This window comes from Xanthobacter sp. 91 (assembly GCF_000702385.1).
GTDB classification, from domain to species: domain Bacteria; phylum Pseudomonadota; class Alphaproteobacteria; order Rhizobiales; family Xanthobacteraceae; genus Xanthobacter; species Xanthobacter aminoxidans.
Genome location: NZ_JNIB01000001.1, coordinates 738,417 through 761,833, shown reverse-complemented (window position 1 = coordinate 761,833; position 23,417 = coordinate 738,417). Strand labels below are relative to the sequence as shown.

General features: G+C 67.4%; 21 protein-coding genes and 2 tRNA genes. 15 read left to right on the top strand and 8 right to left on the bottom strand.

All coding sequences use genetic code 11. The annotated features are described in order from the left end of the window. Positions 1 to 3 precede the first annotated feature (3 nt). Entirely contained in the window at positions 4 to 663 is a 660-nt protein-coding gene (locus tag A37E_RS0103710) for an aspartate/glutamate racemase family protein (protein WP_029555367.1), read from the top strand. 270 nt (positions 664 to 933) lie between these two features. On the opposite strand, the gene A37E_RS0103705 is transcribed toward A37E_RS0103710, so the two are convergent. Together A37E_RS0103705 and A37E_RS0103700 are read right to left on the bottom strand one after the other, a co-directional pair. Continuing rightward, positions 934 to 2,439 (bottom strand): DUF1254 domain-containing protein, encoded by a 1,506-nt coding sequence (locus A37E_RS0103705; protein ID WP_029555366.1) that lies wholly within the window; start codon positions 2,437 to 2,439, stop codon positions 934 to 936. Positions 2,440 to 3,183: 744 nt separating this feature from the next. Continuing rightward, positions 3,184 to 3,258 (bottom strand) — tRNA-Gly (locus tag A37E_RS0103700). A gap of 130 nt (positions 3,259 to 3,388) precedes the next feature. Between A37E_RS0103700 and A37E_RS0103695 the strand changes: the two genes are divergently transcribed. Together A37E_RS0103695 and A37E_RS26310 are read left to right on the top strand one after the other, a co-directional pair. Further along, positions 3,389 to 5,290 carry an aminopeptidase P family protein gene (locus tag A37E_RS0103695; RefSeq protein ID WP_051678760.1) on the top strand — a complete coding sequence of 634 codons (1,902 nt, stop codon included), beginning with the start codon at positions 3,389 to 3,391 and terminating at the stop codon, positions 5,288 to 5,290. Between the two features lie 238 nt (positions 5,291 to 5,528). Further along, complete coding sequence (locus A37E_RS26310; protein ID WP_197023048.1) at positions 5,529 to 5,684, top strand: DUF3309 family protein; 156 nt, start codon at positions 5,529 to 5,531, stop codon at positions 5,682 to 5,684. Between the two features lie 250 nt (positions 5,685 to 5,934). Here A37E_RS26310 and A37E_RS0103685 read toward each other — a convergent pair whose 3' ends face one another. Continuing rightward, positions 5,935 to 7,290, bottom strand: a complete 1,356-nt coding sequence (locus tag A37E_RS0103685) for an aspartate aminotransferase family protein (RefSeq protein ID WP_081837435.1) — start codon at positions 7,288 to 7,290, stop codon at positions 5,935 to 5,937. 261 nt (positions 7,291 to 7,551) lie between these two features. Between A37E_RS0103685 and A37E_RS0103680 the strand changes: the two genes are divergently transcribed. Further along, complete coding sequence (locus tag A37E_RS0103680; RefSeq protein ID WP_156026232.1) at positions 7,552 to 9,429, top strand: hypothetical protein; 1,878 nt, start codon at positions 7,552 to 7,554, stop codon at positions 9,427 to 9,429. A 128-nt stretch (positions 9,430 to 9,557) separates the two neighbouring features. After that, on the top strand, positions 9,558 to 10,943 hold the full coding sequence (locus A37E_RS0103675) for a sigma-54 dependent transcriptional regulator (protein ID WP_197022924.1): 1,386 nt from the start codon (positions 9,558 to 9,560) through the stop codon (positions 10,941 to 10,943). 7 nt (positions 10,944 to 10,950) lie between these two features. Here the strand turns inward: A37E_RS0103675 and hslU are convergent, their stop codons facing one another. The 3 genes from hslU to A37E_RS0103660 are packed head-to-tail and all read right to left on the bottom strand — an operon-like array spanning position 10,951 to position 13,692. Further along, positions 10,951 to 12,258 (bottom strand): ATP-dependent protease ATPase subunit HslU, encoded by a 1,308-nt coding sequence (gene hslU / locus A37E_RS0103670; RefSeq protein ID WP_029555361.1) that lies wholly within the window; start codon positions 12,256 to 12,258, stop codon positions 10,951 to 10,953. A gap of 36 nt (positions 12,259 to 12,294) precedes the next feature. Continuing rightward, complete coding sequence (hslV, locus tag A37E_RS0103665; RefSeq protein ID WP_024280452.1) at positions 12,295 to 12,840, bottom strand: ATP-dependent protease subunit HslV; 546 nt, start codon at positions 12,838 to 12,840, stop codon at positions 12,295 to 12,297. A gap of 60 nt (positions 12,841 to 12,900) precedes the next feature. Beyond that, positions 12,901 to 13,692: an alpha/beta fold hydrolase gene (locus A37E_RS0103660; RefSeq protein WP_029555360.1), complete on the bottom strand. Its 792-nt coding sequence runs from the start codon at positions 13,690 to 13,692 to the stop codon at positions 12,901 to 12,903. A gap of 168 nt (positions 13,693 to 13,860) precedes the next feature. Here A37E_RS0103660 and hisB point away from each other — a divergent pair, with 168 nt between their 5' ends. The 8 genes from hisB (at position 13,861) to A37E_RS0103620 (ending at position 20,216) form a co-directional block, all read left to right on the top strand. Beyond that, complete coding sequence (gene hisB, locus A37E_RS0103655; RefSeq protein ID WP_024280450.1) at positions 13,861 to 14,454, top strand: imidazoleglycerol-phosphate dehydratase HisB; 594 nt, start codon at positions 13,861 to 13,863, stop codon at positions 14,452 to 14,454. A gap of 46 nt (positions 14,455 to 14,500) precedes the next feature. Beyond that, entirely contained in the window at positions 14,501 to 14,986 is a 486-nt protein-coding gene (locus A37E_RS25805; protein WP_051678757.1) for a DUF2628 domain-containing protein, read from the top strand. 60 nt (positions 14,987 to 15,046) lie between these two features. Then, positions 15,047 to 15,646, top strand: coding sequence for an imidazole glycerol phosphate synthase subunit HisH (gene hisH / locus A37E_RS0103645; protein ID WP_245279424.1), 600 nt, complete (start codon positions 15,047 to 15,049; stop codon positions 15,644 to 15,646). Beyond that, positions 15,634 to 16,371: a 1-(5-phosphoribosyl)-5-[(5-phosphoribosylamino)methylideneamino]imidazole-4-carboxamide isomerase gene (gene hisA / locus A37E_RS0103640; protein ID WP_081762729.1), complete on the top strand. Its 738-nt coding sequence runs from the start codon at positions 15,634 to 15,636 to the stop codon at positions 16,369 to 16,371. Before hisH ends, hisA begins: the two co-directional genes overlap by 13 nt. A 7-nt stretch (positions 16,372 to 16,378) precedes the next feature. Then, entirely contained in the window at positions 16,379 to 17,152 is a 774-nt protein-coding gene (hisF, locus tag A37E_RS0103635; protein WP_029555357.1) for an imidazole glycerol phosphate synthase subunit HisF, read from the top strand. 135 nt (positions 17,153 to 17,287) lie between these two features. After that, a complete protein-coding gene (locus tag A37E_RS0103630) occupies positions 17,288 to 17,614 on the top strand; it encodes a phosphoribosyl-ATP diphosphatase (RefSeq protein WP_029555356.1) in 327 nt (108 codons plus the stop codon). Between the two features lie 16 nt (positions 17,615 to 17,630). Beyond that, positions 17,631 to 18,602, top strand: coding sequence for a type I pantothenate kinase (gene coaA / locus A37E_RS0103625; RefSeq protein WP_024280444.1), 972 nt, complete (start codon positions 17,631 to 17,633; stop codon positions 18,600 to 18,602). 222 nt (positions 18,603 to 18,824) lie between these two features. Beyond that, positions 18,825 to 20,216, top strand: a complete 1,392-nt coding sequence (locus A37E_RS0103620; protein ID WP_081837434.1) for a carbohydrate porin — start codon at positions 18,825 to 18,827, stop codon at positions 20,214 to 20,216. A 20-nt stretch (positions 20,217 to 20,236) separates the two neighbouring features. Here A37E_RS0103620 and A37E_RS0103615 read toward each other — a convergent pair whose 3' ends face one another. Both A37E_RS0103615 and A37E_RS0103610 read right to left on the bottom strand, forming a co-directional pair. Beyond that, positions 20,237 to 20,533 carry a hypothetical protein gene (locus A37E_RS0103615; RefSeq protein ID WP_029555354.1) on the bottom strand — a complete coding sequence of 99 codons (297 nt, stop codon included), beginning with the start codon at positions 20,531 to 20,533 and terminating at the stop codon, positions 20,237 to 20,239. Positions 20,534 to 20,588: 55 nt separating this feature from the next. Beyond that, a tRNA-Arg gene (locus A37E_RS0103610) sits at positions 20,589 to 20,665 on the bottom strand. A gap of 106 nt (positions 20,666 to 20,771) precedes the next feature. Between A37E_RS0103610 and A37E_RS25800 the strand changes: the two genes are divergently transcribed. Then, positions 20,772 to 21,773 (top strand): hypothetical protein, encoded by a 1,002-nt coding sequence (locus A37E_RS25800; protein WP_156026231.1) that lies wholly within the window; start codon positions 20,772 to 20,774, stop codon positions 21,771 to 21,773. Positions 21,774 to 21,781: 8 nt separating this feature from the next. Continuing rightward, positions 21,782 to 23,344 (top strand): M48 family metalloprotease, encoded by a 1,563-nt coding sequence (locus A37E_RS0103600; RefSeq protein WP_081837433.1) that lies wholly within the window; start codon positions 21,782 to 21,784, stop codon positions 23,342 to 23,344. Positions 23,345 to 23,417: the final 73 nt, after the last annotated feature.

The window sequence follows — 23,417 nt, the reverse complement described above, 5'->3', positions numbered from 1 at the left end:
GCCGTGACAACGATCCTCCTCATCAATCCCAATACCTCGACCCGCTCGACCGAGATGATGCTCTCGGTCGCGGGGCCCCTCCTGCCCGATGCCGTCACCCTGCGAGGGGTGACGGCCAAGAGCGGGGCCGCCATGATCGTGGACGAGGCCGCCCTTGCCGAGGCCGCCGATGAGGTCGTCCGCATCGGGCTCGCGGAGGCATCGCGCGTAGATGCCATCATCGTATCGGCCTTCGGCAATCCGGGAGTGGGGGCGCTGCGTGCGCTCCTGCAGGTTCCCGTGGTTGGTATCGGTGAAGCGGCCATCCTCAAGGCCGCGGCGAAAGGATCCCGCTTCGGGATCGCCACAACGACGTCGGACCTCGTGCGCTCCATCGAGGCCGGCGTCCGCGACCTTGGCCTTCAGGGCCAGTTTACGGGCGTTCGCGTGCCGGATGGCGATCCCCTCTCGCTCGCGGCGGATCCTCCCGCGCAGGACCAGGCCCTGGCCGCGGCGGCGACCGCCTGCATCGAGCAGGACGGCGCGGACACCGTGGTGATCGGAGGTGGCCCGCTCAGCGACGCAGCCGCAAGGCTGCGCCTGCGCTTTCCCGACCGGATCGTCGAGCCCGTCCCGGCCGCGATCCAGAAAATCCTGGGGTCGATTTTCATGACCAGTCGCTGATGGTCGCAGCGATGCAAATGGCGGCGAGAAAGCTGAAGGCGTTGCGGTCTTATCGTGTGGTGACGCGTCGGACGTCCTTGAGGCGCCCGGCGAATACGAGATGTTGCCGCTGTCACACGCGACCAGTATCCCGCATGGCGTCGCTGGTGGCCGCGAATTCACCGGGTTCCACGCTTTCTCGGAGCGCGCGCATCATGTCGGGCGTCGCCAAATTCGCGCGCTGCAGCAAAAAGCCCCGGCGTTGAAGCCGGGGCTTGGCAGTGCTGGATTTTATTGTTGCAGCTCGATTTCTCCGGGACGCCATGTTTTGTCGAACCATGGCTCCAACGGTCCATAGAGGCGAAGGATCATAAACCAGCCTTTGCCAGGAAGCGTCTGCACCCAGTTTTGTTCAAAGCCAGCGGGAGCTTTTGGCCCAAAATAGACATCCACGGAGCCATCATCATTGACCTTGACGCCTTTGTTCTGACTGCTCACGCTGGGGAACTGCTGGTCGCTCTGCACCATGGAGCGCGTCTGATTGTCGTAGACGATGACCGACCAGAAATCCTTGACCGGAATGTTTGGAGGCAGGTGCAGTTTGTATGTTTTGGCGCCGTCGAACGGGTTGCCTTTCGAGTCCTGGGCTGCCCACGGGTACTGCGACCCCTGGCCGACCATCTTCAATGCCATCGCCGGTGTCACGCCTGTGGCGATATAGTAGAAGAAGGCGGCCCCATCCAGGTTGGCAACCCCCGGTGCGACTTCGAATTTGTAGCCACCGAAGAAGGGCAGCCGCCAGGAACTGTTCGGATAGAAGTAGGCGTCTTCGCTGCGAATCTTAAAGGCGATCGTGCGCGCGGTCACGGCGCCGATATTCGCAGCGTCCTCCAGAATCCTCTTCATCCGCGCATCGGGATCAAACGGCTTTCCCTTAACGATCCCGATGGAAGCAAAAAGGCCCAGCGTGGTTGGATCACTTCCTTCGCTCGGTTCTTCCTGGATCGCTTGGTTCAGCAGACTCCAGAAAGAATAGTCACCAGGGGCAACAAAATTGGACGGAACGCCTGATACATTGACAAAATTCATTGCGGGCGGATTGGCGGCGTCTGCGAGCTGATAAATCTTCAGATGTTTCTTCACGGATTCGACCCCGGGCTGGGGTGAGCCGTCGACAAGGAACGATCGGAACGGCATCCAGTTGCCGTATGTGCTGGGCCGTACGACAAAATAGCCGGGTGGAATTTCGCCCTGATATCCCGGCGGCAATACAAGGTACTTGCCACCCTTGCCTTTGTCGTCACCGGTGATGCCGACGTCGGCAACCCAGCGATACCAAAAGTCATCGATAGCCCCCAAGACCTTGGGTGGAATTTCGACGACTAACGGGCCATTGTGTGTGTCAAGCCAAATGAAACTGTAGACGGTGTTGTCGTTTGCCGTCAGTTCCACGGTCCGAGAGTCGACCAAATTCTCCCAGATGACGTTCGTCTGGTTGACCGGCCCAAATCTGCGCAGCGCATCTCTCATTCCGACTTGATTTACTATGGGTAGGCCAAGCAGATAGGCTTGCAGGGCGCGCGAGCGGTCCAAATTGTCGTAGATCGTCTGAATGGTTGGCGCATCGGGGTAGCCATGCGACAAGTTGAGTTCGCCGATTGATGTGTCGACCTTATCGGGTACAGAAACGCCGGGCGCAATCGGGGTTTCATATTTGTACTGCTGGGCAGCGCCGGGCATCACCGAAAGCGCAATCAACGTCAGCGAAGACAGGGCTAGCTTCAGTTTTTGTCTCATGGTTACGATCTCATCGATTCAGTAACGGTCAAACTTGGTGAAGCTCGGCAAGCATTCGGGCTGATTTGGTCCAAGGTCTGCACCAAATTTCGAGAATCGATGATTCTTGAAATCACCTCGTACCGCCCGAGGTGGCGCGCCCAATCGCAGCGAATTTTTATTTAAGTTGATACAACGGAACCCAAATCAACAGGCTTGATTCACGTCAACTTGCGCTAAACATCCGAGATGGAGTCAGCGCTTTGCCGTTCAGGTCTCTGAGTTGCCCCGAGTTTCCAGACGCCTTCAGCTTTGGCATTGTACCGCCGTTCGAACTCGATTGGCGACAGCATACGCCACGAGCGTGCTTCCGGGGGGTACGATAAGGCGAATAGACTGAAGAAGGCCGGGGGTACGAAAAGAGTCCGAAAGGCGCAGGGCATCGTCTCGATGATGCGCCGGCTACCGGGATATGGCGTCATGGCCGATCCCCCAGAGTGCGGACGGCTGACCCGCATCCTCGATGAGATCCGATTCAAGCGACCTGGTCGGCGCAGGTCGAAGCTGGAGCTGCACCCTGCGGCCGATGCTGGACCGTGGGTCTCAGGTGGGCGCACATCTCGGACGACCTTCTTATGGTGAAGGAGACCGCCAGGACGGGTACCGATCCAAATGCGGGCGGCTCACCGGGACAGGCGGTAGACCCCCACGGGGAACGCCGAGTTCAACGGTAGGCCGACAAGCTCTTGTCACAGCTCGCGAAACTGGAGCGGGCGATGGGAATCGAACCCACGACATACAGCTTGGGAAGCTGTCGTTCTACCACTGAACTACGCCCGCGCAGGCGCCGACCATAATCGGATGCGGGGTTGCCCATCAAGGGCGTTTCGCGAAATACCCACTGCGTTGCCGTCGCCCGGCGGGGCTCCTATGGTCGGCGGGATTTCAACGATTGCCCGGCGCCCCGCCCATGACGTCCCCTTCTTCCGCCCATTCCCCGGTTCATCCGGCCTCCCACGGCCATCCCCCGTTCAAGGCGCACTTCCAGACCTTCGACGATCTCGCTGACGGCGCCGAGGGGCCGGCGCGGCTGGCGGCGCTGCGGGCGGAACTCGCCCGCCTCGGCTTCGACGGCTATGTGATCCCGCGCGCGGATGCGCACCAGAACGAATATGTGCCGGCCTGCGAGGAGCGGCTTGCGTACCTTACCGGCTTCACCGGCTCGGCCGGCACCTGTGTGTTGCTGCCGACGGAGGCGGCGTTGTTCGTGGACGGGCGCTACACCCTCCAGGCCCCGGCGCAGGTGGACGAGGCGGCCTTCACCGTGGTGCCCCTGTCGCAGACGCGGCCGGACAAGTGGATCGAGGACCATCTGCCCCGTGGCGCCCGGCTCGGGTTCGATCCATGGCGCACCACCATCGATGGTCGCGAGCGGCTGGTGAAGGCGGTGGCGGCGGCGGGCGGCATCCTCGCGCCGCTGGATGCCGACCCGTTCGATCCCATCTGGCCCGATCGGCCCGCACCGCCCCGTGAACCGGTGCGCCTGCTCGACCTCTCCGTCGCCGGCGAGGACACCGCCACCAAGCTCCGGCGGGTGCAGGAGAAGCTCGCCGAGGAGAAGCTCGACGGCGTGCTCGTCTCCGATCCGCACGGGGCCGCGTGGCTGTTCAACATGCGCGGCGGGGACGTGGCGCACACGCCGCTGCCGCTCGCCTGGTGCATCATCCCGCGCGAGGGACTGCCCGACCTTTTCCTTGAGGCGCTGAAGCTCTCCCACGAGGTGCGCGCCGCCCTCGCGGGGCATGCCCGTCTGCACGGCGTGGGCGACCTCGACCGCGTGCTCGCCGCCTTCGCCAAAGGCGAGGGCAAGGGCGACGGGAAGGGCCGGCGCATCCGCGTCGATCAGGCCACCGCGCCCGTGCGCCTCGCCACCCTCATCGAGACGGCAGGCGGCATCGCCGACAAGGGTGCCGACCCCATCTCCCTCATCAAGGCCTCGAAGAACCCGGCCGAGATCGCGGGGATGCGTGCGGCGCATGTGCGTGACGGCGCGGCATTGGTGCGCTTCCTCGCCTGGTTCGACCGGGAGGCGCCGACCGGCAAACTGACCGAGATCGACGCGGTGGAGGCGCTGGAGACGTTCCGCCGTGCCACCGGCTGTCTTACCGACATCTCCTTCCCGACCATCGCTGGGGCAGGGGAGAACGGCGCCATCGTGCATTATCGGGTCACGCGCAAGACCAACCGGGCGATCCATCCGGGCGAGCTGTTCCTGCTCGATTCCGGCGCGCAATATCCTGACGGCACCACGGACATCACCCGTACCCTCGCCGTCGGCACGCCGACGGAAGACATGTGCCGCCACTACACGCTGGTGCTGAAGGGCCATCTGGCCCTCACCCGCGCGGTATTTCCCAAGGGGATCACGGGGGCCCAGCTCGATCCGCTGGCGCGGCAGTTCCTGTGGGAGAACGGGCTCGATTTCGATCACGGCACGGGCCACGGCGTCGGCGCGGGGCTTTCCGTGCATGAGGGGCCGGCGCGCATCTCCCAGCTCGGCCACCTGCCGCTGGCCGCGGGGATGATCCTCTCCAACGAACCGGGCTTCTACCGCACCGGCGCCTACGGCATCCGCATCGAGAACCTGATCCTGGTGGAGGACCGCCCGGTGGAGGCCGGCGAGCGGCCGTGCTTCGGCTTCTCGACCCTCACGCTGGTCCCCTACGACCGGCGGCTGATCGATCTTCGTCTCCTCACCGGTGCCGAGCGGGCGCAGGTGGATGCCTATCATGCCGAGGTCCGCGCGACCCTCGCGCCGCTGGTGGACGAGGGCAGTGTCGACTGGCTCGCCGGAGCCACGGCGCCGCTCTAGAGCACGCGCCCATCAGATTGCATCGCAGTTTGATCGGGTCACGCGTTCTCTTGCCAAGAGTGAGAGGGCGATTCACCGAGCGGATTGATCCAATCCGCTCGGATCGCGCTTTGGAAGTCGGCCGGATCGCCCGCAGAGCGTTGGGCGATCCTCCACAAGCCAAGGAACTGCAAGGCCTCGTGGGCGTTACCAGATGCGCGAGGCGGAGCGTGGCTCCGCCCGACAGACTGGGAGGCCGCTGATGTCCACGATCCTCATCATCATTCTCGTGCTGCTGCTCATCGGCGCGCTGCCGAGGTGGGGCTACAGCTCCGGGTGGGGGTATGGACCCGGCGGCATCGTGGGTGTGCTGCTGATCATCGTGATCGTGCTGGCACTCACGGGACGGCTCTAGCGGCCTCGCGGCTGGCGCCGGCTGGCTGGGCCGGTCGGTGCCGGCCGCGTGAGGCGCGCGCAAATCTCCACGTCCAGTCGCTTCCATATCGAGACCGCGAACGTGCGGCCCGCGAGCTTGACGCCCCTGCTTCGCGGCCCGCACGTCCTGGCCGTCGGCCGCACCCCGCTGCGGACCGGCGGCCAGGGTGTGTGCGTTGCCCGTCGGCGTCCGCCGCTCACCAGGGGGCGGCGGACGCGCGCGGCGTTCTTCAGGCGGTCTTTTCGATCACCCGTCCGAGCTTCTCCACCAGCTCGCCCACCTGATCCTTCGAGATGATGAGGGGCGGGGTGATGACGAGCGTGTCGCCGGCGATGCGCATCATGAATCCTTCCTCGTGGAAGGCCTTCTCCAACGCCTCGTAGCCGCGCAGGCCGGGCGAGCCGGCGCGCGGGGCGAGGTCCACCGCACCGGTGATGCCCACGGTGCGGATGTCGAGCACGCCGGGCTTGTCCTTCAGCGACATGACCGCATCGGCGAAGAAGGGCTCCAGCGCCAAGGCGTGCGTGAAGGTGTTCTCCTTCGCGTAGAGGTCGAGCGTCGCGAGGCCGGCGGCGCAGGCCAGCGGATGCGCCGAGTAGGTGTAGCCGTGGAACAGCTCCACCATGTGCTCCGGCCCCTTCATGAAGGCGTCGTGGATGGGCTTGCGGGCGATGACGCCGCCCATGGGCACGGCGCCGGCCGTGATGCCCTTGGCGAAGCAGATCATGTCCGGGATGACGCCGTAGCGCTCGGCGGCGAAGGCGTAGCCGAGGCGGCCGTAGCCGGTGATGACCTCATCGAAGATCAGCAGGATGCCGTACTTGTCGCAGATCTCGCGCAGGCGCTTGAGATAGCCCTTCGGCGCCGGCAGCACGCCGGTGGAGCCGCCCATGGGCTCGACGATGACGGCGGCGATGGTGGAGGCGTCATGCAGGCCGACGATGCGCTCCAGCTCGTCGGCGAAATGCGCGCCATATTCCGGCTCGCCCTTGGAGAATGCCTGATTCTCCCGGTCGTAAGTGGTGCGCAGGTGGTCGACGCCGGCCAGCATGGTGCCGAAGGTGCGACGGTTCGCCACCATGCCGCCCACGGAAATGCCGCCGAAGCCGACGCCGTGATAGCCGCGCTCGCGGCCGATGAGGCGGGTCCGGGTGCCCTGGCCGATGGTCTGCTGGTAGGCGAGGGCGATCTTCAGCGCCGTGTCCACCGCCTCGGAGCCCGAGTTGCAGAAGAACACATGGTCGAGGTCGCCGGGCGCGAGGTCGGCGATCTTGGTGGCGAGGCGGAACGCGCTCGGGTGGCCGTACTGGAAGGTCGGGCCGAAATCCATCTCGGCGGCGCCGTCGCGGATGGCCTCGACGATGGGCTCGCGGTTGTGGCCGGGGTTGACGCACCACAGGCCGGCGCAGCCGTCGAGGATGGGGCGGCCCTCCGGCGTGTAATAGTGCATGTCCTTGGCGCGGGACACGAGCCGCGGTCGCTTCTTGAACGACCGGTTGGAGGTAAACGGCATCCAGAAGGCTTCGAGGTCGTTCGGAACACTGTCCGCGCGCATGCCGTCCGTCACCAGATCGTCCAGAGCCATGATGGTTCCTCTCCCGCGCGCCTTGTCTTTGGCGCCGATTTGCAACGCGCCAGCGCGCACAGTGCGGGTCGCGCGCCGCCGGCACATGCCGGCCGGCGGCCTCGGGTGCGGTCGCGTCGCGGCAAGGCTAGCAGTCCGCATTGCCGGTGGGAACCGTCGCGGGAAGCTTACCGCAGGGAGCGCGCTCACCTTGATCCCGCCCTCTTGCTTGTGCATGGGTTCTGATCGACAAAGGTCGTGACCGTAGGTTAGGACGGTATCGTGGTAAGCAGCGCTGCAGACGCAGGCGAAGAGAGCGCGGTGGAAGCCGGCGTGGAAGGTGTGGCCGAGACGGTCGATGCCTCTGCCAGCGTGCGCGCCGCCCTCGATCGCGTGCTTGCCTCGGCCGATTTCGCCTCCTCGCCCCGCCTCGCCGCCTTTCTGCGGTTCGTGGTCGAATCAACGCTGGATGGGCGCGCAGACGCGCTGAAGGGCTACACCATCGCGGTCGAGGCCCTGGGCCGCCCGCCATCGTTCGATCCCCAGTCCGATCCCATCGTCCGGGTGGAGGCGACCCGGCTTCGGCGCGCGCTTGACCGGTATTATGCGACCGTTGGTGCCGATGATCCCGTCATCATCGATGTTCCGAAGGGCGGCTATGTGCCTCAGTTCCGCGCCCGTGGGCCGGACGATGCGGCGCTGGCCGATCCCGACACATCCGCCGTGCCGCCGGGATCGACCGAGGTCCCCGCCGAGATCACCCGCCCCCGCCGGCTGCTGCCGGCCCTGGCGGCAGGGCTCGCGGTGGTGGTGACGGCCGGCCTAGGCTTCGCCCTGTGGGACGCCGACATCAAGGCGCCGCGCGATGCGGCAACCGCCGCCGCGACAGCGGACCGCATCCGGCTTCCGCTGGTCGAGGTCCGCACCTTCGAGGCGTCCGGCGACGGTGCGCCGCCGATGACCGAGCTGCGCGCCATCGAGGAGCGGATGCGCGACGCCTTCGCCCGCTTCGATTTCACCCAGGTGCGCGCCGCCGGCGCCGATATCCATGAGAGTGCTGTCGCCGAAGCGTGCGCGGCCAAGGTGCCGCGCTCGGTCTTCTCCCTCGCCGGCCTCGCCGAAGGCCGGCCGGATGGCACCTTCTCCCTCGCCGTTCGCCTCACCGACCGCTGCGACGGCTCCATCGTCTGGTCCACCATGATGGACGGCCTGTCCGGCGCCGGAAAGCTCGCGGAGAGCGAGCAGCGGGTGATCCATGACGTGGCCGTCGCGGTGATGGAAGGCTATGGCGTGGTGCAGGTCCGCGCACGGGCGCAGGCCCTCGCCCGTGCTCCGGCCTCCGGCTACGGCTGCGTCGCCGCCGCGGCCGCCCAGCGACGCAGCGACAGCCAGGAGACGCGGCCGGAAATGAAGGCCGAGACCCGGCAGGAGACGCGCGGCATCAATGTGGACGAGTGCCTCGCCGAACTCACCCGCCGCGACCCCGCCTTCGCTCTCGGCCACGCGGTGCGCGCCGAGACCCAGCTCCAGCGCACGCTGCATGACGACACGCCGGCCCCGTCCGAGGCCGAACTCGAGGTGATGCTGGACGAGGCCGAGCGCGCCGTGGAACTGGCCCCCGCCAGCGCCTATGCCGCCCGCGCGCTCGCTTTGGTGCAGCTTTTCGCCGGGGAGCCGGACGAGGCGGTAACCACCGCGGAGCGCGCCTTGCGCCTCAATCCGCTCGATTTCGACGTGGCGGCCACGGTGGGCGTGGTGTTCATCGGCGCCGGGCGGATCGCGGAGGGCGAGGCCCTGCTCGCCAACGCCCGCCGCGAGGGGGCGGTGGCGACCCCGTTCCGGGATTCCTATCTGGCGCTCGCCGCCTTCCTGCGCGGCGACCTGATCGCGGCGCAGGCCATGCTGCCCCAGCTGACGTTGCATCCGACGGTGGAAAACCGCATCGCGCTCGCCCTCAGCCTTCACGCCCTCGGGCGCCACAGCGAGGAGCGGGAGGTGGTCAACCTCATGGTTCATCAGGCCTCCGACGGAGCCGATGGCGTGCGCCGGCTGGTGACGCGCCTGCTGCCGTCCAAGGATCACGCCTCGCGTGCACTCGCGGCGCTGGAAAGCGCGGGCCTCTCCGCCGATGCTGGTGCGGGCAAACCGCCGCGGGGCTGACCGGCGAGCCTGCCTGATCGGGTGGGCGGAAGTGACACCGTGAGAATGGGTTGTGCGGGCGGCAAGGCTTCCTTTACGCTGCCGGGCGTCTACTTCCAGGGATGTTCTTTTCCCGCGATCCGCAGTCCATGTCCCAGTTTTCCATCGCCCGGCGTACCGGCGGGCCGGCCCGCCTTCTGATCTGCGATCCTGACCCGACCGCACGTGCGGCCGTGCGTGCGGCGCTTGCCCGACGTGATTCCCTCGATCTGATCGAGGCGACCGACATCGCCTCGGCGCTGACCCTGCTGCCCCGCTGCACCTCCGTCCTCCTCGGGACGGAGGATCCGGAAGATGTGGTGCGGCGGGTGCGCGCCAGCGGATATGCCGGCACGCTCGTGGTGGCGCTGAGCGAAAGTTCGGTGACAGACGCTGTCGCCGCCATGCGGGCGGGGGCGGACGACGTGGTGCAGAAGCCGCTCGTGATCGAGGAGGTGATGGACCGCCTGCTCGCCGCGACACCGGCGCGCCGCCCCGAGCGCCGCCGCCGGGCGGCCCGCCCCCTGCCGCGCGGGGGCGATTTCTGCGGTCTCTCCGGGCGTTCGCCGGCCATGCAGGCGGTTTACGCCCAGATCGAGCGCCTTGCCGCCTCGCGCGCGGCGGTGTTCGTGACCGGCGAGAGCGGAACCGGCAAGGATCTGGTGGCGGCGGCGGTCCATGCCGCGTCCTCGCGGCGCGATGCGCCTTTCGTCGCTCTCAACTGCGCCGTCATTCCCCCCGAACTGATGGAAATCGCCCTGTTCGGCCGCGAGGACGCCGGCGCCATGGACCGCGCCCAGAGCGGCACGCTCCACCTGGACGAGATCACCCAGATGGACCCGGCCTGCCAGGCCCGGCTGATGCACTTCGTCGAGACGGGCCGGTTCAGCCCCGTGGGCGAGGTGGCGGAGCGGGAGGCCGACGTGCGCCTCGTCTGCGCCACCAGCCGCGATCCGCTGGAGGAGGTGCGCGCCGGCCGCCTGCGGGAAGATCTCTATTACCGGCTGGCGGTGCTGCCGCTGGCGCTGCCCCCGCTCAGGGCGCGCGGCGACGACGTTCTGCTTCTGGCCGAGACGTTCCTGGCCCGCTTCGCCGGAGAGGAGGGCCGGCCCATGCCGCGCTTCACCCCCGAGGTAGTGGAGGCGCTGCGTGCCCGCCGTTTCCCCGGCAATGTGCGCGAATTGCAGAACCTGATGCGGCAGATGGTGATCCTGAGCGAAGGCGGCACCATTCCGCCCGGTTTCCTCGCCGAGCCTGCCGCGCCCGAGGCGGACACCCCCGGCCGGAGCCCCGAGGTGTTCATCCAGGGCTGGTCCGATAGCCTTGCGTGGCACGGCCGGGTGGAGCCGCTGGCGGTGATCGAGCGGCGCGCCATCGAGGCCGCCATCGCCGCCTTCGACGGCAACATCTCCCTTGCCGCCGCCGCCCTCGACCTCAGCCCCTCGACCCTCTACCGCAAGAAACTGGCCTGGGGCGAGCGCACCCGCCTGTCGTGAGCCGCCTTTAGAGGATGAAGCGGCTGAGGTCGGCGTTCTTCGCGAGGTCGGCGACGCGCGAGCGCACATACTCCGCGTCCACCACCACCGTCTCGCCGGAGCGGTCGGGTGCGGAGAAGGAGAGGTCGTCGAGCACGCGCTCGATCACCGTCTGCAGGCGACGGGCGCCGATGTTCTCGACATTGGAATTCACCTCCACCGCGGCATCGGCGATGGCCTCCACCGCGTCCGCCGTGACGTCGAGCGTGACCCCTTCCGTGCCCATGAGCGCCACCGACTGCTTGACGAGGCTTGCCTCGGTCTCGGTGAGGATGCGCACGAAATCGGCGCGGGTCAGTGCCTCCAGCTCCACGCGGATGGGCAGGCGGCCCTGAAGCTCCGGGAGCAGGTCGGACGGCTTGGAGACGTGGAAGGCGCCGGAGGCGATGAACAGGATGTGGTCGGTCTTCACCGATCCGTGCTTGGTGGAGACCGTGGTGCCCTCGATGAGCGGCAGCAGGTCGCGCTGAACGCCCTCGCGGGAGACATCAGCCCCGGACCGGCCCTCGCGCCCGGCGATCTTGTCGATCTCGTCGAGGAAGACGATGCCGTTGTTCTCCACCGCGTGGATGGCTTCCTGCGTGATGGCGTCCTGGTCGAGCAGCTTGTCCGCCTCCTCGGTGAGGAGGAGGGGGTGAGCCTCCTTCACCGTGACGCGGCGCGGCTTGGCGCGGCCGCCGAAGGCCTTGCCCAGCATGTCGCCCAGCGAGATGGCACCCATCTGCGCACCGGGCATGCCGGGAATCTCGAACATGGGCATGCCCTGCGCGCCCTGCTGCACCTCGATCTCGACTTCCTTGTCGTCCAGCTCGCCGGCACGGAGCTTCTTGCGGAAGGCGTCGCGGGTCGCCTGCGAGGCGGTGGCGCCGACGAGGGCGTCCAGCACGCGGTTCTCGGCATTGAGGTGGGCTTTCGCCTGCACGTCCTTGCGCTTGGCCTCACGGGTCAGGCCGATGCCGACCTCCACGAGATCGCGCACGATCTGCTCCACGTCGCGGCCGACATAGCCGACCTCGGTGAACTTGGTGGCCTCCACCTTCAGGAAGGGCGCACCGGCAAGGCGGGCGAGGCGGCGGGAGATCTCGGTCTTGCCGACGCCGGTGGGGCCGATCATCAGGATGTTCTTGGGCAGAACCTCCTCGCGCAGCTTCTCGTCCAGCTGCTGCCGGCGCCAGCGGTTGCGCAGGGCGATGGCCACCGCGCGCTTGGCCTTGGCCTGGCCGACGATGTGGCGGTCCAGCTCGGAAACGATCTCGCGGGGGGAAAAGTCGCTCATGGAATCAGCAGTCCTTATCGCGGGGGCCGGGGGCGCTCAGGACCCGATGGTTTCCACGACGATGTTCCGGTTGGTGTAGACACAGATGTCCGCCGCGATCTCCAGCGAGCGGCGCACGATCGCTTCCGGGTCTTCCTCGCGGTCGAGGAGGGCGCGGGCGGCGGCGAGGGCATACATGCCCCCCGAACCGATGCCGGCCACGCCCGCATCCGGCTCCAGCACGTCGCCCGTGCCGGTGAGGACGAGGGACACCGAGGCGTCGGCCACGATCATCATGGCCTCCAGCCGGCGCAGGTAGCGGTCGGTCCGCCAGTCCTTGGCGAGTTCCACGGCGGCGCGCTGCAGCTGGCCGGGATACTGCTCCAGCTTCGCTTCCAGCCGCTCGAATAGCGTGAAGGCGTCGGCTGTGGCGCCGGCGAAGCCGCCGATCACGTCACCCCGGCCCAGCCGGCGCACCTTGCGCGCATTGGCCTTGAGGACGGTCTGGCCGAGCGTGACCTGCCCGTCGCCGGCGATGGCGACGCGGTTGCCCTTGCGGACGGTGACGATGGTGGTGCCGTAAATGGTATCAGGGGAATGCATGAAGTGCTCCGCTTGGGGCTTACTTATGCGCTTCCGCGGCTGACGCAACTCGCTTCCCGCTCAGTTTCCGTCAAGGAAGGCGCGCACGGTGGTGCAGAAGTTCTCCGGCGCCTCCACCATGGGGCAGTGGCCGCTGTCGATGATCTCGTCGAGCTTCGCGCCGGGAATGCCGTTCGCCACCTCGCGCACCATGGCCGGGGAGAACAGGCGGTCGTCGTCGCAATAGATGGCGAGGGTGGGCGCGGTGATCGTGCCGATGCGGGCAAGGCTGTCGAAGCCGACGCAGACTCCCACCTGGCGGATGAAGGCGTCCTTCTCCTGGTAGAGGCCGGCGTCCAGCGACTGCTGGACCGCCGCAAAAAGCGGGATCTTGTTCAGCGTGCGCATGCCGAGCACGAAGGTCGTGAGCGCCGCGCCGAACGTCAGCTCGTTGTCGAGCTGGAGCCGCAGCTCCTTGAACAGCCGCATGATTTCGGTGGTGTAGAGATCGTTGCGGGCGATGGTGTTGGAGAGCACCAGCCGGTTCACCCGCTGCGGCGCGGCGATGGCGAGTTCCTGCGCGATCATGCCGCCCATGGAATGGCCGATGACATGGGCCTTCTCGAAGCCCGAGGCATCGAGCACGGCGAGGGCGTCGCGGGCCATGTCGGCTGCGGTGTAGGCCGCCTTGGCCCGCTGGCTCTTGCCGATGTCGCGGTTGTCGAACTCGATGAGGGTGAAGCCCTTCAGCAGCGGGCGCGACAGGGCCCAGAAGGAGCGCTCGGCCGAAAGGCCGGAGATGATGAGCAGGGGCGGGCCTTCGCCGCTGACCTGATACGCAAGCTCCAGCCCGTCATTGTGCGTCGTCGGCATCGGCGATCCCCGTCGGGTTGACGGGTGCGCTATGCCATAGTTGGCGCGTCGGCGCGAGGCGGGTGACGCTGGGAAAGGCGTAGCATTCCGTCGCGCGCGCCGTCATCTCATCGCCATATGGCGTTGCAGCGAGGTTGCTGATAGAAGCCGCAGCCTTGGAGGAGTTCCATGCGCAAGGCCGAAATCGTCCGCGAGACCAAGGAGACCAGCGTCACGCTCGCCGTCGACCTCGACGGGACGGGGCGGACGTCTGTCGCCACCGGTGTCGGTTTCCTCGACCACATGCTGGACCTGCTCGGCCGCCACGCCCGTTTCGATCTCGATATCAAGGCGGTGGGCGACCTCCACATCGATTTCCACCACACCACCGAGGACGTGGGCATCGTGCTCGGCCAGGCGGTCAAGAAGGCGCTCGGCGACATGCGCGGCATCACGCGCTATGCCGACGTGCTCCTGCCCATGGACGAGACGCTGACCCGCGTCGCCATCGACATTTCCGGCCGGCCGTTCCTTGTCTTCCGCACCGAGTTCGCGGTGCCGAAGATCGGCGAGTTCGACACCGAGCTGGTGCGGGAGTTCTTCCAGGCCTTCGCCTCCAATGCCGGCGTCACCCTGCATGTGGAGACGCTGTACGGGGTGAACGCGCACCACATCGCGGAAAGCTGCTTCAAGGGCCTCGCCCGGGTGCTGCGCGCGGCTGTGGCGGTGGACCCGGCGGCGGCGGGGGAGATCCCTTCCACCAAGGGCGCGCTGGGCACCTGAGGCGGGCTGAGACGAGGCAGGAACCGAGGCAGGAGACGAGGCAGCCATGGCCAGCTGGACCGTTCTGACCCGCACCGTCCCCGGCGACACCGCCGAGCAGGCGGCGGGGCGCACCGTGTTCGTGCGCGAGAAATTCTCCTGGGTGACGCTGTTCTTCGCCCCCATTGTGCTGCTGCGCTTCCGCCTGTGGCTGGTGTTCGCCGCCTATGTGGCGGTGATGGTCCTCATGGGCCTCGCGGAAGTTTGGGTCGGCGTCGCCGATGGGGTCGGCAACGCGGTGATGATCGGCTTCCATGTCCTCCTCGCCCTGGAATTGCCGCGCCTGCGGCAGCGCAAGCTGGAGCGCCTCGGCTATGAGGAGACCGCCGTGGTGGTCGCCGCCGACCGGGACGAGGCGGAACATCGCTTCTTTGCCGAGTGGGACGGCCTGTTTCCCGCGGCCCGCGCCGCCTCCGCCCTTCCGGCCATTCGCCCGTCCTTCCCGGTTCCGGGCGGCTCATCCGGCGTCATCGGCGCCTTTCCGGGAGCCTGAGGCGTGACCGTCGCCATCATCGACTACAATTCCGGCAACCTGCATTCCGCCGCCAAGGCCATGGAGCGTGCGGCGCAGAGCCTCGCCCATGATGCCGGCCAGAGCGTCGTCGTCACCAGCGACCCCGAGGTAGTGCGCACCGCCGATCGCGTCGTGCTGCCGGGCGTCGGCGCCTTCGCCGACTGCCGGGCGGGCCTGGATGCCGTGCCGGGCATGGTGGAGGCGATGACCGAGGCGGTGAAGGGCAGGGGCCGTCCCTTCCTCGGCATCTGCGTGGGCCTCCAGCTTCTCGCCGAGCGCGGGCTGGAGCACGGCGTCACCGAGGGCCTCGGCTGGATCCGCGGCGAGGTGGACCGCATCACCCCCAACGATCCGACCCTCAAGATCCCGCACATGGGCTGGAACACGCTGGAAATCGCGCGCGAGCACCCTTTGCTCGCCGGCATTCCCACCGGCGCGTCCGGGCTCCATGCCTATTTCGTCCACTCCTACCACCTCAAGCCGGCGGACGGCATCGACCTCCTCGCCACCACCGATTATGGCGGCACCATCACCGCCGCGGTGGCGCGGGACAATGTCGCCGGCACCCAGTTCCATCCCGAGAAGAGCCAGACCCTCGGCCTCGCGCTCCTCGCCAATTTCCTGAAGTGGCATCCGTGATCCTCTTTCCGGCCATCGACCTCAAGGACGGCCTCGCCGTGCGCCTCGAACAGGGCGACATGGCGCGGGCCACCGTGTTCAACCGCGACCCTGCCGCCCAGGCGGAGGAGTTCGAGAGCCTCGGCTTCCGCTACCTGCATCTCGTCGACCTCGACGGCGCCTTCGCCGGCAAGCCGGTGAACGCGGCGGCGGTGGACCGAATCCTCGAGACGGTCTCCATCCCGGTGCAGCTCGGCGGCGGCATCCGCGACATGCGCACGGTGGAAGGCTGGCTGGAGAAGGGCGTCACCCGCGTCATCCTCGGCACCGCCGCAGTGCGCGACCCGGACTTCGTGAAGGCAGCTGCGAAAGCCCATCCCGGCCGCATCGTGGTGGGCCTCGACGCCCGCGACGGGCACGTCGCGGTGGAAGGCTGGGCGGAGACGTCCGAGCTTGCCGCCGTGGACATCGCCCGGCGCTTCGAGGATGCGGGCGTCGCCGCCATCATCTACACCGACATCGCCCGCGACGGCCTGCTGAAGGGCCTCAACCTCGAAGCCACCATCGCGCTGGCCGAGGCCATCTCGCTGCCGGTGATCGCCTCCGGCGGCCTCGCCTCCCTGGCGGATATCGAGGGACTGCTCGCGCCGGGCGCGAAGAAGCTCGAAGGCGCCATCACCGGCCGGGCCCTCTATGACGGGCGACTGGACCCGCGCGAGGCCCTCGCGCTGGTGGCGGGACGATAGGTGCGCCATGCTGAAGGTCCGCGTCATCCCCTGTCTCGACGTGAAGGACGGCCGCGTGGTCAAGGGCGTCCAGTTCGTGGATCTGCGCGACGCCGGTGATCCGGTGGAGGCCGCGCGCGCCTATGACGCCGCCGGGGCCGACGAACTCACCTTCCTCGACATCACCGCCAGCCACGAGAACCGGGGCACCATCCTCGACGTGGTGCGCCGCACCGCCGAGCAGTGCTTCATGCCGCTCACGGTGGGTGGCGGCGTGCGCACGGTGGACGATGTGCGCACCCTGCTCCATGCCGGGGCGGACAAGGTCTCCATCAACACCGCTGCCGTGAACCGCCGCGCCTTCGTGGGCGAGGCGGCGGAGAAGTTCGGCGAGCAGTGCATCGTCGTCGCCATCGACGCCAAGAAGGTGTCGCTGCCGGGCGAGACGGACCGCTGGGAGATTTTCACCCATGGCGGCCGCAATCCCACCGGCATCGACGCCATCCAGTATGCCCGTGAGGTGGTGGACCTCGGTGCCGGGGAGATCCTGCTCACCTCCATGGATCGCGACGGCACCGGACAGGGCTTCGACTGCGCGCTGACCCGGGCGGTGGCGGATGCGGTGCATGTGCCGGTCATCGCCTCCGGCGGCGTCGGCATCCTCGACCATCTGGTGGAGGGCATCCGGGATGGCGGCGCCTCGGCGGTGCTCGCTGCCTCGATCTTCCACTTCGGCACCTTCACGGTGCGCGAGGCCAAGGACCGGCTGGCCGAGGCCGGTCTTCCGGTACGGCTCGATTGAGCCGCGCCGGGAACGGCGGTGCCGCAGCGCTTCCGGTTAACCCGTTTCTCGCATTTTCTTGATGCGAACCGCTCCCCAAGTCGCTGAAAATGCTTCAGTGCCTTCGTTCCTGACCCTTTTTGTGGGGCCGACCCGATGAGCGACAGCTTCTCCCTCGCCGACCTCGAAGCCATCGTCGCGGCGCGGGCCTCGGCGGACGCCGGCTCCTCCTACACCCGCTCCCTGCTCGACAAGGGCGTCGCCAAATGCGCCCAGAAGCTGGGTGAGGAGGCGGTGGAGACCGTGATCGCCGCCGTCTCTGGCAGCGAGAAGGACCTCGTCGGAGAGGCGAGCGACCTGCTTTACCACCTGATGGTGGTGCTCAAGGCCCGTGGCGTGAGCCTCGCCGACATTCATGCCGAGCTTGCGCGGAGGACCGCCCAGTCCGGTCTCGCCGAAAAAGCCGCCCGTCCCACCGCCTGACAGAGACATCGCGATCATGGACCGGCCCATCGACCCCGGCCTCTCCCCGTATCGCTCCTTCTCCCGCGAGGAGTGGGCGAAGCTGCGCCGCGACACGCCCATGACGTTGCGGCCGGACGAGATCGCACGGCTGGAAGGCCTCGGCGTCCGCCTCTCCATGAAGGAGGTGGAGGAGATCTACCTCCCGCTCTCGCGCCTGCTCTCGCTCTATGTGGCGGCGACGCAGAAGCTCTATCGCGCCATGAGCCACTTCCTCGACCACCGCGAGGGCGAGGCGGCGGGCGAACAGAAGATGCCCTACATCATCGGCGTCGCCGGCTCGGTGGCGGTGGGCAAGTCCACCACAGCGCGCGTGCTGCAGGCGCTGCTCGCCCGCTGGCCCAACACGCCCAAGGTGGACCTCGTGACCACCGACGGCTTTCTTTTGCCCAACGCCATCCTCGAGCGCGAGGGGCTGATGGAGAAGAAGGGCTTTCCCGAGAGCTACGACGTCGCTTTGCTGCTGCGCTTCCTCACCGACATCAAGGCCGGCCGCCGGCCGGTGCGCGCGCCGCTCTATTCGCACTTCTTCTACGACGTGATGCCGGACCAGTACGTGGAGATCGACCGGCCGGACATCCTGATCGTGGAGGGGCTGAACGTGCTCCAGACCACGCGCCCGCCCAAGGATGGCAAGGCGATTCCCTTCGTCTCCGACTTCTTCGACTTCTCGGTCTATATCGACGGCGACGAGGACGTGATCGAGCGCTGGTACGTGGAGCGCTTCATGCGCCTGCGCGAGACCGCCTTCACCGACCCGCTCTCCTACTTCCACCGCTACTCGCAGCTCTCCGACGACGAAGCCCAGGCGACCGCACTCTCCATCTGGCGGCGGATCAACCTCGTCAACCTGCAGGACAACATCCTGCCCACCCGCCAGCGCGCCGACCTCATCCTGCGCAAGGCCGGCCGCCACGAAGTGGCCGAGGTGAGCCTCAGGCGGCTGTGAAACGATGTCCCCGGACGGGCGCGTGACGGACCGTTCGCCGTGATTTTGGCGGCATGAACCCGCGGTCGACCATCGAAGCTTGGCCGGAGTGGTAACGGAGCGGCGACTTCGTTGGTATTTAGCTCTTCTTTTCGTTCAGACAGGTCCGACAGGCGCGGAAACGTGCATTCTACGCAGGCGATTCTGCGTTTTCTGTAGGCTCTCTGGATGGGAATAGGGCGGATGAGGCGATCTGACGATCGAGGTCGCCGTGCCTGCGGCCGGACGGCGCAGACACGGCTCGCGCTCATTCCCGCGCTTTTGGTATCCGCCGCGGCTCCGGCTCTCGCGGGCGATCTTGCGGCGGCCGGCACAGCGGCACCGTCCTCTGTCGCGTCGGACGATTTCCTGACCCGGCCCTATCTGTTCGGGGATCTGGGGCGGAGCCGGCTGAAGGAGCAGGGAATCGATATCTCCGGCGGGCTGGTCAACGAGACGGTCGGAAACCTGTCGGGCGGTACGCAGCAGACGGGCGCCAATGCGGGCCAGGCCTCCATCCAGGCCCTCTTCGACATGGAGAAGCTGGCCAACATCACCGGCGGCACCTTCGGCATCACGCTCGTGGGCCGCTGGGGCGACAACCTCGCGGAAGTCGCCAACATTCCGGCGCTGATGCTGATGAACGAGGTCTATGGCCGCGGCAACATCGTCCGCCTCGTGGACTTCCACTATAATCAGGCCTTGTTCGACGGCGCCGTAGACATCAAGGTCGGCCGTCTCGCCGTCGGCGCCGATTTCGGCTTCGAGCGCTGCGATTTCATCAATCTGACCTTCTGCGGCTCGGTTCCGGGAAATATCGCCGGAAACTATATTTTCAACTGGCCGGTCAGCCAGTGGGGCGGCGTCCTGAAGGTCCATCTCACCGATGACCTGACCTTTTCAGCCGCCGTCTACGACGAAAACCAGACCTATTTGTCGGTTCAGGCGAAGTGGGCGCTGCTGCCCAGCTGGCCGTCCGGTTCCGAGGGGGCGCTGGTGCCCCTGGAGCTGAAATGGACGCCGACGCTCTGGAATCTGTCGGGCACCTACAAGATCGGCGGATGGTTCGATACCGCGACCGCGGATAACGCCGTCACGAGCATCAACGGACAGCCCCAGCTCATCTCGGGGCTGCCCTATGCCCAGGATTATGGGCGTTACGGCTTCTATGTTTCCTTCATCCAGCAGCTGACCGGCAATGCCCAGGGGCCGAACCCGAAGCAGGGATTGTGGAGCTTCTTCAACTTCACCTATGCCGACCCGCGGACCTCCACGCAGCTCTATCAGGTGGCGTGGGGCATTCAGCAGCACGGCACGTTCGCAAGCCGCCCCGATGACGACATCGGCTTCGCCATCGGAACGACCGGCATCAATCCGCGGCTCGCAACCGCGCAGGCCGAGGCCAACTGGCTGGGGCTCGGCCCGGGCTATGTGCAGCACAACGAATACGTGCTGGAAGCCTATTACGGGTTTCAGGCAACGGGCTGGCTGAACCTGAAGGCCTCGCTGCAATACGTCATCGATCCCGGCGGCTACACCTCGCCCGTCAATGAAAACGCCTGGGTGGTGGGCCTGCGCACGACGGTCGCCTTCTGAGGGGGCGACCGGTCGTCAGTTCACGGCTGGGGGAACGGCCCCGACGGCCGGTCATGCGGAGTCACGATCATTCTCGGGTTAGAGAGCTGACACCCGCCGACCGCCGCCAGCACCACGGCCATGATCACCACGCGCCCGATCCTGCCCATTCTCGCCCCCAACCTTGCCTCTGCAACCATAGCGTTATGCGCGTTGCGAACTATGCGACCAAGTAGCCATGACGCAAGGGCGCAGATCGTCAGCTGGATGCGCCGCGCCAGGTTGGCCCGGAAGGCGTTGACCGTCACGCTGTCTGCGAACTGGCCGACATAGGCCATGCCGAGGCGGGCCTGTTCGCTGATGCGCAGAACGTGATTAAATCATTGAAAACTATGGTGTCCCGGAAGGGATTCGAACCCCTGACCTGCGGTTTAGGAAACCGCTGCTCTATCCTGCTGAGCTACCGGGACACGCCCTCCTTCTAAATCGCGGCACGCCGGGAGGGAAGGGGCCGGATGGCGGCTTCCCCCGTCCGAGGCGGGAGCCGGACGCTGGCGTAAGGCGGCGTAAGGACAGTTGATCGGGTCGGCCTTCAATCCGGAGGGCGGTTGCCGCTATCGTTGCTGCATGACGCTAGGCCATTCATCGGTGCGCGCAGGGAGGCGCAGCCACACGCATTCATTGCGGGCGCTGGCGCGTCTTCTGGCGGTGGGCGGTCTGGCCCTTTCCGGTGGGCTGATCCTCGAAACCATCTCTCCTGCCGCCGCCCGCCCGGCGCAGAGGGCTGCCGTTCCGGTGGCCACCGATTGCGCAGGCGGCGGGACGGAGGCGGCCGGGGGCGCCGCGCGCTGGAGCGATGCGGGGGCGCTCGCTCTCGCCGACGGCCGGAGCCCCGCCCCGGAAGGCATCGCCTTGCCGACCCGGCTCTCGCCCGACCCGCAGCTGCTCGCGGTCGCCGCGGATGCGGCGGCTTCGGTGCTCGACGGCTGCGCGGTTGCGCCAGTCACGACCACGCTCGATCGTCACGGCCGGCTTGCCGGGACGGCGCGGCTCGTCTGTCCGGCGGCGGCAGACGCCCGGCGGGAGGATCTTGCCACGGCGCTGGTTCGGGCCGGGGCAGGCTATGCCACCGCGGACGGTGATACCGTCTGTGCCGCACAGCGCCTTTCTGCCGAAGCGGAGGCGCGCATCGCCCGCCGGGGCATCTGGAGCCTGGCCACGGCGGTCGCCCCGGCCGGCGATGAAAAGGCCATGGCGGAACGGCGCGGCCTTTTTTCCGTTACAGAAGGAAGGGTGCTGGCCGTCGGCGGACGCGACCGGATTTTTCTGAATTTCGGGGCAAGCTGGAAGCAAGATTTCACTGTCATGCTGACGAGGGAGGATTTCGCCACAATCTTGGGCGATAGGCTCGATCCTGCCATCTTGCGCGGAGCCCTTATCCAGGTAAGGGGCGTCGTCCGCGAGGAAGGTGGACCGGCCATGGCGCCGCGGCGGCGGGGCGAGGTGCTGCGCATCGAGGGCAAGGTCGAATCCCTGCCCGATGCCCAGGCGCTGCCGTCGAGGCGCCGGGAGCGGTGAACGGAAGCATGAGGTGCTGGGTGCGTGAGGCGCTGAGAGGGCAGGGTGCGGCGAGGCGGGTTCGGGCGGAAGCGCCTGCGCGCGCGCTTGCCCGGCGCTCCGGCCTGCGCGCGCTGTTCGCCTGTGCCGCCGTCGCGCTCCCTCTGTGGCTTACCGGGTGCGCTGGCATCGACCTCGATCAGGTGAGCGTCCCGCTCGCCTCCACCGGCGCGGCGTCCGAATTCGCCGATATGTCGCCCAGCCAGCGGCGCGAGCATGAAAAGCTCGTGGCGAGCTATGGCGGGGCCTATGACGATCCCGAGCTCAAGGCGCTGATCCAAAAGGTGGTGGAGCGCCTCGTCGCGGCCTCCGAGCGGCCGGACCTGAAATACCGCGTTACCGTGCTGAACTCGCCGGCCATCAACGCCTTTGCCCTGCCGGACGGCTCGCTCTACGTGACGCGGGGTCTGCTGGCGCTGGCCAACGACACGTCCGAGCTGTCTTCGGTGCTCGCCCACGAGATGGCCCACGTCATCGCCCGCCACGCCACCATCCGCGAGGACCAGGTGAAGCAGGCGGTGCTGGTGAGCCGCGTCATCTCGGACGTGGTGAACGATCCCGATCTCGGCGCGCTCGCCATGCAGAAGAGCCGGCGCACGCTCGCCTCGTTCAATCGCGGGCAGGAGCTGGAGGCGGACGCCATCGGCGTCGGCATCGCCGCGCGCGCGGGCTTTGATCCCTATGGCGCCTCGCGCTTCCTGACCGACATGGGTCGCTTCTCGGAGATGAAGAGCACGGCCTTCTCCGGCTCGTCCTCCACCACGCCGGACATGGACTTCCTCTCGTCCCACCCGGCGACGCCGGAGCGTATCTCCATCGCCATCGCCAATGCCCGCCAATATGCCCCCGCGGCGGGGCCGTCGGACGGTGAGCGGGACCGCAGCGCCTATTTCAGCGTCATCAACGGCATGGTCTACGGCGACGATCCCAAGGAAGGCTTCGTCCGCGGCCGCAAGTTCCTGCACCCCAAGCTCGGCTTCACTTTCATGGCGCCGGAGGGCTTCTCGCTGGAGAACACCTCCCAGGCGGTGCTCGGCGCCACCCAGACCGGGCGCGAGGCGCTGCGGCTCGATGCGGTGCGCATCCCCGCCGACCAGTCCCTGGGGCAATATCTCTCCTCCGGCTGGATCGACGGGGTGGAGATCAACACGGTCGAATCGCTCACCGTGAACGGCTTCAGCGCGGCGACGGCGGTGGCGCGCGGCGACCAGTGGTCGTTCCGCATGTTCGCCATCCGCTTCGGCTCGGACGTCTACCGCCTCATCTTCGCCGCCCGCGAGTTGACGCCGGAGCTGGACAAGCAGTTCCGCGCCGCCGCCGACACCTTCCGCCGCGTCTCCTCGGGAGAGGCGGACACGGTGAAGCCGCTGCGCGTGCGCATCGTCCAGGTGGGGCTCGGCGACAATGTGGAGAAGATCGCCGGCAAGATGCAGGTGCCCGACCGCCCGGTGGAGCGCTTCCTCATCCTCAACGGGCTCGATGCCAATGCCCGGCTGAAGTATGGCGAGAAGGTCAAGATCATCGCCGACTGAGGGGCGGGTGCCCCATTTGCCGCTCCCGGCGATTTGATGGCGCGCAAGCCGCTATGCCGCCCCCCGCTGCTAT

Coding starts and splice junctions, on each gene's coding strand:
- A37E_RS0103685 (WP_081837435.1), bottom strand. CDS start 7,290: ATGGCTCTGGACGATCTGGTGACGGACGGCATGCGCGCGGACAGTGTT.
- hisB (WP_024280450.1), top strand. CDS start 13,861: ATGCGCAAGGCCGAAATCGTCCGCGAGACCAAGGAGACCAGCGTCACG.
- A37E_RS0103705 (WP_029555366.1), bottom strand. CDS start 2,439: ATGAGACAAAAACTGAAGCTAGCCCTGTCTTCGCTGACGTTGATTGCG.
- hisF (WP_029555357.1), top strand. CDS start 16,379: ATGCTGAAGGTCCGCGTCATCCCCTGTCTCGACGTGAAGGACGGCCGC.
- hisH (WP_245279424.1), top strand. CDS start 15,047: ATGGAGCGTGCGGCGCAGAGCCTCGCCCATGATGCCGGCCAGAGCGTC.
- A37E_RS0103600 (WP_081837433.1), top strand. CDS start 21,782: ATGAGGTGCTGGGTGCGTGAGGCGCTGAGAGGGCAGGGTGCGGCGAGG.
- A37E_RS0103660 (WP_029555360.1), bottom strand. CDS start 13,692: ATGCCGACGACGCACAATGACGGGCTGGAGCTTGCGTATCAGGTCAGC.
- hslV (WP_024280452.1), bottom strand. CDS start 12,840: ATGCATTCCCCTGATACCATTTACGGCACCACCATCGTCACCGTCCGC.
- A37E_RS0103675 (WP_197022924.1), top strand. CDS start 9,558: ATGTCCCAGTTTTCCATCGCCCGGCGTACCGGCGGGCCGGCCCGCCTT.
- A37E_RS25805 (WP_051678757.1), top strand. CDS start 14,501: ATGGCCAGCTGGACCGTTCTGACCCGCACCGTCCCCGGCGACACCGCC.
- coaA (WP_024280444.1), top strand. CDS start 17,631: ATGGACCGGCCCATCGACCCCGGCCTCTCCCCGTATCGCTCCTTCTCC.
- A37E_RS0103630 (WP_029555356.1), top strand. CDS start 17,288: ATGAGCGACAGCTTCTCCCTCGCCGACCTCGAAGCCATCGTCGCGGCG.
- A37E_RS0103695 (WP_051678760.1), top strand. CDS start 3,389: ATGACGTCCCCTTCTTCCGCCCATTCCCCGGTTCATCCGGCCTCCCAC.
- A37E_RS0103615 (WP_029555354.1), bottom strand. CDS start 20,533: ATGGCCTATGTCGGCCAGTTCGCAGACAGCGTGACGGTCAACGCCTTC.
- A37E_RS0103620 (WP_081837434.1), top strand. CDS start 18,825: ATGAGGCGATCTGACGATCGAGGTCGCCGTGCCTGCGGCCGGACGGCG.
- hslU (WP_029555361.1), bottom strand. CDS start 12,258: ATGAGCGACTTTTCCCCCCGCGAGATCGTTTCCGAGCTGGACCGCCAC.